The organism is Sporosarcina koreensis, assembly GCF_001531445.1.
Lineage (GTDB): Bacteria > Bacillota > Bacilli > Bacillales_A > Planococcaceae > Sporosarcina > Sporosarcina koreensis_C.
The window spans coordinates 110,640-118,008 of record NZ_LQYA01000003.1; the positions used below are offsets into that span (position 1 = coordinate 110,640).

9 protein-coding genes are annotated in these 7,369 nt (G+C 42.1%); 8 read left to right on the forward strand and 1 reads right to left on the reverse strand.

Features of this window, described 5'->3' with window-relative positions; translation table 11 throughout:
* Positions 1 to 12: 12 nt before the first annotated feature.
* From AWV70_RS01110 to AWV70_RS01130, 5 genes are all read left to right on the forward strand, one after another.
* Complete coding sequence (locus AWV70_RS01110; protein WP_060203485.1) at positions 13 to 1,002, forward strand: FecCD family ABC transporter permease; 990 nt, start codon at positions 13 to 15, stop codon at positions 1,000 to 1,002.
* Positions 1,003 to 1,782: an ABC transporter ATP-binding protein gene (locus AWV70_RS01115; protein ID WP_060203487.1), complete on the forward strand. Its 780-nt coding sequence runs from the start codon at positions 1,003 to 1,005 to the stop codon at positions 1,780 to 1,782.
* A 14-nt stretch (positions 1,783 to 1,796) separates the two neighbouring features.
* Positions 1,797 to 2,306 carry a pyridoxamine 5'-phosphate oxidase family protein gene (locus AWV70_RS01120; protein WP_060203489.1) on the forward strand — a complete coding sequence of 170 codons (510 nt, stop codon included), beginning with the start codon at positions 1,797 to 1,799 and terminating at the stop codon, positions 2,304 to 2,306.
* A 20-nt stretch (positions 2,307 to 2,326) separates the two neighbouring features.
* Positions 2,327 to 2,743: a DinB family protein gene (locus AWV70_RS01125; RefSeq protein WP_060203491.1), complete on the forward strand. Its 417-nt coding sequence runs from the start codon at positions 2,327 to 2,329 to the stop codon at positions 2,741 to 2,743.
* Positions 2,744 to 2,964: 221 nt separating this feature from the next.
* Positions 2,965 to 4,026, forward strand: coding sequence for a suppressor of fused domain protein (locus AWV70_RS01130; RefSeq protein WP_060203493.1), 1,062 nt, complete (start codon positions 2,965 to 2,967; stop codon positions 4,024 to 4,026).
* 139 nt (positions 4,027 to 4,165) lie between these two features.
* On the opposite strand, the gene AWV70_RS01135 is transcribed toward AWV70_RS01130, so the two are convergent.
* Positions 4,166 to 4,996: a MerR family transcriptional regulator gene (locus AWV70_RS01135; RefSeq protein ID WP_060203495.1), complete on the reverse strand. Its 831-nt coding sequence runs from the start codon at positions 4,994 to 4,996 to the stop codon at positions 4,166 to 4,168.
* Between the two features lie 84 nt (positions 4,997 to 5,080).
* Between AWV70_RS01135 and AWV70_RS01140 the strand changes: the two genes are divergently transcribed.
* The 3 genes from AWV70_RS01140 to AWV70_RS01150 all read left to right on the forward strand — a co-directional run bounded on the left by AWV70_RS01140 (position 5,081) and on the right by AWV70_RS01150 (position 7,291).
* Positions 5,081 to 5,557, forward strand: a complete 477-nt coding sequence (locus AWV70_RS01140; RefSeq protein ID WP_060203497.1) for a GNAT family N-acetyltransferase — start codon at positions 5,081 to 5,083, stop codon at positions 5,555 to 5,557.
* Positions 5,535 to 6,866, forward strand: coding sequence for an MATE family efflux transporter (locus tag AWV70_RS01145; RefSeq protein WP_060203517.1), 1,332 nt, complete (start codon positions 5,535 to 5,537; stop codon positions 6,864 to 6,866). The genes AWV70_RS01140 and AWV70_RS01145 overlap by 23 nt, the downstream gene beginning before the upstream one ends.
* Positions 6,867 to 6,994: 128 nt before the next feature.
* Positions 6,995 to 7,291: a rhodanese-like domain-containing protein gene (locus AWV70_RS01150; RefSeq protein WP_060203499.1), complete on the forward strand. Its 297-nt coding sequence runs from the start codon at positions 6,995 to 6,997 to the stop codon at positions 7,289 to 7,291.
* Positions 7,292 to 7,369 lie beyond the last annotated feature (78 nt).

Here is a 7,369-nt window from a genome sequence, read left to right on the forward strand (position 1 = left end):
GAGGTTTGCGAAATGACTAGAAAGATGACGAGCGGGACAATCATTATCATTACATTTGCACTTACAATTGTCATGGCGATTGTTGCCATTGGATTAGGCAGTGTCAGGATTCCTATTCCTGAAATACTGCAAACTATTTTTGGGACGACATCAGAGGATGTACACAATACGATCATTTTTGATATTCGGATGCCGCGTGTGCTGCTTGCGATGATTATCGGTGCAAATATAGCAATCTCAGGGGCTTTGTTGCAGGCGGTCATGGGAAACCCCCTTGCAGATCCAGGATTGACAGGCGTGACGAGTGGGGCAGCTGTGTTTGTACTCGTCATTATGCTAGCAATGCCGGAATATACGAATTTCATTCCGATTGCAGCGTTTATTGGTGGACTCCTCGCCGCATTGATTGTATATTCGCTGGCATGGAAAAGAAATGGAATATCTCCAATTACAATAATTTTGTCTGGGGTTGCTGTAAATGCATTGGCGGGCGGTGCAATGGGCTATTTATCGATTATGTATAGTGACCGGCTGCCGGCTGCCGTTCAATGGATGAATGGGAGTTTAGCTGCAAAAGGAAATAACTCATTATATATGATCTTACCGTATGCCATTGTCGGTTGGATTGCGTCCATCTTTGCAATTCGAAAAGCGAATATCATTCGAATGGGCGATCAAGTTGCTTCGAATCTTGGAGAAAAGGTGAACCGCATTCGGATTTTGCTGTCATTGATAGCGGTGTTCTTAGCTGCAATTTCCGTTGCAACAATCGGCATGATCGGATTTGTAGGGTTGATCGTGCCACATATGGCTCGATTTTTAGTGGGGTCAAACTATAAGTATTTATTGCCGATGAGCATGGCGCTAGGGGCACTCGTATTACTCGTGGCAGATACGGGCGGACGAACATTATTTGCCCCGATGGATATCCCGGCAGGTATTTTGATGGCTGTCATCGGCGGCCCTTATTTTCTATATTTAATGAGAAGGAGAGGCTTTTAAATGTTTACGGTTGACTCCATATCGGTTCGGTATGATCAAAAGACGACAATTCAAGACTTCTCGTTCTCTGTAGAAAAAGGAGAGGTATTGTCTATCATCGGTCCCAATGGCTCGGGGAAATCAACGCTGTTAAAGGCAATTTCAGGTTTTACGCCTTATTACAAAGGAACAGTCATGCTTGAAGGAACGAATATTAAGTCGATGAAATCCAAACAAATTGCACAGAAAATGTGCATGCTAAGCCAAAAAAATCAGGCGCCAAATGATATGAGTGTAAAGGATCTTGTATCGTATGGAAGGTTTCCGCATAAACGTTGGTTTGAAAAATTGAATGATGAAGATATGGAAATCATCGATTGGGCCCTTAGCAAAACATATTTAACAGAGTATCAGGATCGCCCAGTCTCATCCTTATCCGGGGGCGAATCGCAACGGGCATGGATTGCTATGGCATTGGCTCAAAGCCCAAAAATTTTATTGCTTGACGAGCCGACTACTTATTTAGATATTTCCCATCAACATGAAGTGCTAGAGCTTGTCAGGGAGCTGAATAGTGAAATGGATATGACGGTTCTTATGGTACTCCATGACCTCAACCAGGCTTCTCAATATAGTGATCGGATCGTCGTCGTGCAATCAGGTGAAAAAGCAATGCAGGGCACGCCAAAAGAAGTGATGACACAAGAAATGATTCGAAGCGTGTATTGTATGGACTGCGAGATACAGTACGTGCAAACGGAAAGAAAACCGCGTATTCATTTATTGAAAAAAGTAAAGTGACTAGGGGGATTGCAATGAGCAAGAAGATTGATGTGGAAAAGTATAAAAGCATGTATTTGGAGTTTGTTGACAACCGGAATACTACTGTTTTAAGCTTTGTCGATAAGGAAGGAAAACCGTTTAGCAGCATAGCTCCCTTTGTGAAGAAAGATAATAAACTTTACATTTATATAAGCAAAATCGCTGAGCATTACGAGTTGACTGAAAAGAGCGATGTCATTGATGTTTTGTTGCTAGCTGACGAGTCTGAAACGAAAAATCCTTTTGCAACGGAACGGGTCCGCTGGGAATGTTCATCTAGGAATCTGGGGAATGATGACCAGGACGCTATTTTTGAAATGTTCAATACTACATTCAATAAAAGCTTGATGGATGTATTGCGCGGATTGGACTTTTCACTTTTCGAATTAACACCTTTGGCAGGGCGTTATGTCGTCGGTTTCGGCTTAGCATTTGATGTAACAATCGACGGCTCGACTTTCGCGCATGTTGTTGTCGACAAAGCAAAAGAAGCAATGTCATAAATAAGACAGGGGGCAATTGAATGACATATGAAACAGTTCTACCGATGTGGAATGCTGTTCGTGACCGTTTTTTTGAAAAGGCAAATGCATTAACAGATGAAGATTTAACCCTTCAATTAGGCGATCAATCCATTGGAAGATTACTATTCCATACCGGAGAAGTGGAGTATATATTTGCCGATTGGTATTTCGATAAAAACATTGGGGAGGTCAAGAAGCCTTCCTTGCTGAGCAAAGAGGAACTCGTCGCCTTTTTAATGGAATCAAATGCTTTTTTAAAGGATGCGATGAAGGACTTGCCGGAAGAAGGGTGGCATGAAGTAAAGGAAACAAGGATGGGGAATTCTACACCTTTGGAAGTGATGGGAAGGTTAATGTATCACACTGGCATACATGCAGGGCAAATTACGGATATACAAAAGTTCGGTAAGCAATAGATCTGTCGAAATTGAAAAATGTATGTAATAATACGGTTCATATTTACTTAACACAGTAGAATGAAAGAATTAGAAGTTGCACCGTATAGTTGGCCCCTTTCTATTGAGGAAGGGGTTTTTTGTTAGTAGGTCCTTTTCTTTATTTATACATAAATGTTGGACGAGAAAATGGTGAAACTTTACAATGTTAATAGATTGAAAATTTAGGGAGGATGGCGTTCATGAGTGAAGAAGCAGTCACAACCGGCTGGGATGCGATTGATGAGGCGGTTGAGCAGATTTATGGGGAGCAGGAGCCGAAGCATTACGGAACGCTTATATCATATGCTTTAGGAGGAGCGGATCCGTTGGACGGCATTAGTGTGTATGAGGCGGATGAACCGCTGCCGCATTGGCATTTCGTTACGTACGGGTTTTCGGAGCTGTACGAAAAGGAGTCCGATTATGCGGAGGAAAGCGGGTATGGATTTGAATTGACGTTCCGACTCGTTAAGGAGGGGGATGAGGAAGAACCGCCTGCGTGGGCGTTGAATTTGCTTCAAAATATGGGCAGGTATGTATTCAATAGTGGCAATGTGTTTCGGGCAGGTGATTATTTGGATGCGAACGGACCGATTTGCCTTGGGGCGGATACGGAGCTGACAGCCCTTGCGTTTGTCGCCGATCCGGAGTTGCCAACGATTGATACTGCAAATGGGCAAGTGCAGTTTTTGCAAATGGTCGGCATTACAAATGATGAGCTAGAAGCGATGCAGACATGGAACACGTTAGGAGTTCTTTCTGTAGGGTTACCGCATATGCCATCTTACATAACGGATTTGAATCGGGGATCGCTTTTGGTGGACGAAGTTATAGTAACGGCAGTACAAATGGGAATGGAGCAGGAAGGTTCCAATACGGGCATTCTATTTGTCGATCAACTCGATTGGACAGCAGGAAAAAAAGGATGGTTGGGCAAATCCCCGTCCATTCTAACGATTGGAGCGAAACAAGCAGAAATCATTGGCAAGCTGCTTCGCGGGCGCCTTCTCAAAGATAAAGAGCTGACATTGGCAGGCCCTAACAACCGAATTATTTTGGAGCGAGGAGAACAGTCGAATTATACAGAAGAGGCGGATGCTGTCCGAATCGTGTTGCATGATCGGGCGGTTGAAGAGATGGGTAAAAGATTGCTTCCAAAGCAATGCGAGTTTGAAGTGCCGATAAAGGATGGCATGACGGTGCGAATTGTTCAAACGATGATTACCGATCAGGAAGGGCATGTTGTTAAAACGATCGGTTGAAGTGCTTGGATGAAGTACGATCTTTGAAGGAACAGGAACTGTCACTTTCTATGGTATTCAGTACATGTATATAAGCTTGAAAAGTCGATTCCCTTGAGGAGAATCGACTTTTTTGTTTCGAAAGTACACCATACGCATGTCAAACTTCTTTTTCAACTTCCAACATAATCTTCGTCACATACTCTGCTTCATTGTTTCGAATAAAAGCATCATATACATATTCCTCATACACATATTGGCCCAACCGATAGTGATGCTCATCCATATAAGAAAATAATCGTTTATAGGTTTGTTCAATTGAACTTGCAGTCCCTACGTGATATCCGATAATAACTTCTCCTTCAAGGGTTTTGAAATAGGAATGTCCTTTGCGCGGAAATGGCTGTTCCATATATAAGAAGGAATAATTATCGTAGTTGCCGGATAACACTTGCTCTCTCTTTGTGATGGCGCCAATCGGATAACCTGTGTCTAATTGGGAACGATACAATTCATCAATGAAATCGGAAACTGCCTCGACGAATTGTTCTTCTGAGGTGTCTTCAATGTTTTCGCTCAGATACAATATTTCTTCCGGAAAATGCTGAATGGTAATGCTATCAAAGTCGAGATGCAGTGCTTCCTCAGTTGACAGTATTTTCACGTCTATCATGTTTTCAATCATCCGTAGTTCTTGACGCTTTTTCTCCACAACCTCTTTTTGCTGCTGCATTAATTGTAAAAAGTTATCGGGGGATTTATCCGCCATGTACGTCTGAATTTCTTTCAGTGACATGCCAACCGCTTTTAATAATTCAATGACACTATAATAATCATATTGGGCAATCGAATAATAACGGTAGTCTTTATCGTCTTTCATAGCGGGCGATAGTAAACCGATTTGATCATAATAAATAAGTGTCTGTTTATTTACTTTGCATAGCTTAGCAAATTCACCTGTCGTAAAGTACTTAATTTTCCGATTTGACAATGTATATTCTCCCTCTTGACTATATAGTTACTATATACCTTAAATTATACCTATCCATAATATAAATAGAAAGGTTTTGACAACATGTTCTCCGAAATTCGGAAAGTTACTAATTTAAATAAGGAGGAAATTTTATCATTGCATATCGCAGACGAGCAAGAAGGTTTTATCGAAACGACATTGCAATGTCTGAAGGAGGCCAAAAACGATCGGCGTTTCGTCCCTGTTGGTTTATATAAGGGAGATATTGCAGTGGGATTTGCAATGTACGGCGCGTTTAAACAGGATCAAGGAGAACAGCGTGTATGGCTGGATCGGTATTTTATAGATGAGCGCTATCAGCATCGAGGCTTAGGAAAATACTTTCTGCAGCAGCTCATTTGTTATTTGCAAGCGACATTCCATTGCAACCGCATTTACTTAAGTGTTTTTGATGATAATGAGGTGGCCATTCAGCTTTATAAAAAGTTCGGGTTTGTTTTCAATGGGGAGATTGATGAGAATGGTGAAATGGTGATGGTCAAGGAGGTGGGAAATGATGACTACAATGAATCTGATTGAAACTAGACCACTGAAGCCATTGTTCCTATCTTATTTATTTCCCGCTATGATCGGTATGCTGCTCATGTCGGTCAATATTTTAGTGGATGGTATTTTTGTGAGTCATGGCGTTGGACCGACGGCGCTCGCAGGAGTAAATATTGCAGTTCCGATTTTCTCCATTTTGTTATCGATCTCCCTTTGGATTGGAATGGGTGGTGCTACGCTCTACTCCATAGCGCTCGGTCGACACAATAAAGAGCGGGCTCATAAGATTTTCACGTTGTCATTCGTAACGATGTTAATAGTGGTTGTCATTCTAATTATCACCTTGTTACTCAACCTGCAAGACATTGCTTATATTTTTGGGGCGAATGACAGCACCTATCCGTATGTAAAAGAGTATTTATTTATCATCTTGTTGTTTGGCGTCTTTTATACAATTGAAAACCTGCTTAGTATCTTCATTAGAAATGATGGAAATCCAAAACTTGCGATGGCGGGTTTGATCACCACATCCGTTTTGAATATCGTGTTGAATTATCTCTTTATCTTCGTGCTTGACTACGGGGTAACAGGTTGCGCATTGGCGACTGTGATTTCCACAATGATAGGAGCTGCTGTGCTTTGCTTTCATTTCTTCCGGAAGCAGTCTGAGCTGAAGTTTGTCCGGAAGTTTTTTAACTGGTCTGATGTTAAGAGTGTATTTGCAATCGGCCTGCCCAGCTTCATTGTTGAAGCTTCAGTAGCTGTTATAGTGATTCTGTATAATGTTACGTTTTTATACTATTTGGGAGATAACGGCGTAACAGCCTATGCGATGGTTAACTATATTCATACGGTGCTCTTAATGATGTTTTACGGAATCGGCATGGCGCTGCAGCCGATTGTCAGTTATCATTATGGCGCTCGGCTAATGAAGAGAGTGACAGCGCTGTTGAAAATTGGTATTGTTACCGCACTTGCGTTTGGATTTATCATCGCGGTGGCTGCTATATTATTTCCATCGCAGATGATGGCAGTGTTCGGTGACAGCACAATGGATGTTCGCCAAATGGCATCTCAAGGTTTTGTTTATTTCGCGATTGGATATATATTCTTGGGCATTAATATGGTATTTGCGGAGTTCTTTCAATCGATTGAAAAGACACGCCTTGCAACTTGGATCATGCTACTGCGCAGTATCGTATTATTTGTCCCTGCACTCATCGTGTTGCCGATCATATTCGGAGCGCAGGCGATTTGGTGGACATTCCCCGTCGCTGAAAGTATTACAGCGTTGCTTATTTTCTATTATGTAAAGAAAAACCCCAAAGTGATTTCTACTTGATGTAAAGAAGGAATCATAAGAATCTTATAGTGATCAGGAGACTGCCGCAGTTGAAATGAAAATCAAAGTGCTGGACGACAGGCTTCGCTCATAGATAAGATGGAAGAAATGTATGAGGAGGATTCGACATGAAAGAAATGACGACAGTAGAAGTTCAGCAGAAGCTTGATAATGGGGAAACCCTTCATATGATTGATGTAAGGGAAGATGACGAGGTCGCGGCAGGAATCATTCCAGGTGCGATTCATATTCCATTAGGGGAAGTTCCAGATCGCTTGGAAGAACTCGATAAAGCAACGCCATATGTACTTATTTGCAGGTCAGGCGGTCGTAGTGGGCGTGCGGCAGAATTTTTAGAGGCACAAGGTTATGACGTGACAAATATGGTCGGCGGCATGTTGGATTGGCAAGGCAATGTTGAATAAGCACAGTGAAAAAAGGAGCCGGTCTGGCTTCTTTTTTTTGTTTGCGTCTAGACTCCGGTCGCCAGAGGCTCGGGGTCA

What these genes read in the sequence shown, in the direction of transcription:
- AWV70_RS01110 (WP_060203485.1), top strand. Translation starts at nt 13, where the DNA reads ATGACTAGAAAGATGACGAGCGGGACAATCATTATCATTACATTTGCA.
- AWV70_RS01115 (WP_060203487.1), top strand. Translation starts at nt 1,003, where the DNA reads ATGTTTACGGTTGACTCCATATCGGTTCGGTATGATCAAAAGACGACA.
- AWV70_RS01120 (WP_060203489.1), top strand. Translation starts at nt 1,797, where the DNA reads ATGAGCAAGAAGATTGATGTGGAAAAGTATAAAAGCATGTATTTGGAG.
- AWV70_RS01125 (WP_060203491.1), top strand. Translation starts at nt 2,327, where the DNA reads ATGACATATGAAACAGTTCTACCGATGTGGAATGCTGTTCGTGACCGT.
- AWV70_RS01130 (WP_060203493.1), top strand. Translation starts at nt 2,965, where the DNA reads ATGAGTGAAGAAGCAGTCACAACCGGCTGGGATGCGATTGATGAGGCG.
- AWV70_RS01140 (WP_060203497.1), top strand. Translation starts at nt 5,081, where the DNA reads ATGTTCTCCGAAATTCGGAAAGTTACTAATTTAAATAAGGAGGAAATT.
- AWV70_RS01145 (WP_060203517.1), top strand. Translation starts at nt 5,535, where the DNA reads ATGACTACAATGAATCTGATTGAAACTAGACCACTGAAGCCATTGTTC.
- AWV70_RS01150 (WP_060203499.1), top strand. Translation starts at nt 6,995, where the DNA reads ATGAAAGAAATGACGACAGTAGAAGTTCAGCAGAAGCTTGATAATGGG.